This window comes from Endozoicomonas atrinae, assembly GCF_001647025.1.
In the GTDB taxonomy this organism is placed as follows: Bacteria; Pseudomonadota; Gammaproteobacteria; order Pseudomonadales; family Endozoicomonadaceae; genus Endozoicomonas; species Endozoicomonas atrinae.
Window position 1 is genome coordinate 1 of sequence record NZ_LUKQ02000823.1, and the last position, 354, is coordinate 354.

Here is a 354-nt window from a genome sequence, read left to right on the forward strand (position 1 = left end):
GGTCTTCGGCAATGCTCTGCTGCTGGGCAGCCACCACGGCCACGCCGTTACCAAGGGTGGCGACCACCGTCGTCTCGTTGGCCATCGCGGGCTCCTATCTCAATGCGTGGGTGACGCCTGCCTGAACGACAACCGTTCCAATGGCCACCGTGGATACCGCCTGACCATCCGGCGTGGTGACCTGAACATCAAACTCATAACGGTAGGGAGTCAGCTCATTAGTCTCCTCCGGTGCCAGGTACATCACCGCCGTCGTGCCGGATACGGTCATCCGTTTTTGCAGCACGGCCTCGTCATCCGGCTGCATCCGGTGAAACTTCAGGGTGAAGAGCAGCGTCCATCCGGTCAGGTCCA

The 354-nt window shown here is 61.0% G+C and carries 1 protein-coding gene; it reads right to left on the reverse strand.

Annotated elements, in window-relative coordinates; genetic code table 11:
* Nucleotides 1-94: 94 nt before the first annotated feature.
* A partial coding sequence (locus tag AK963_RS34570; protein WP_175404780.1) for a hypothetical protein occupies nt 95-354 on the reverse strand: 260 nt, incomplete at its 5' end.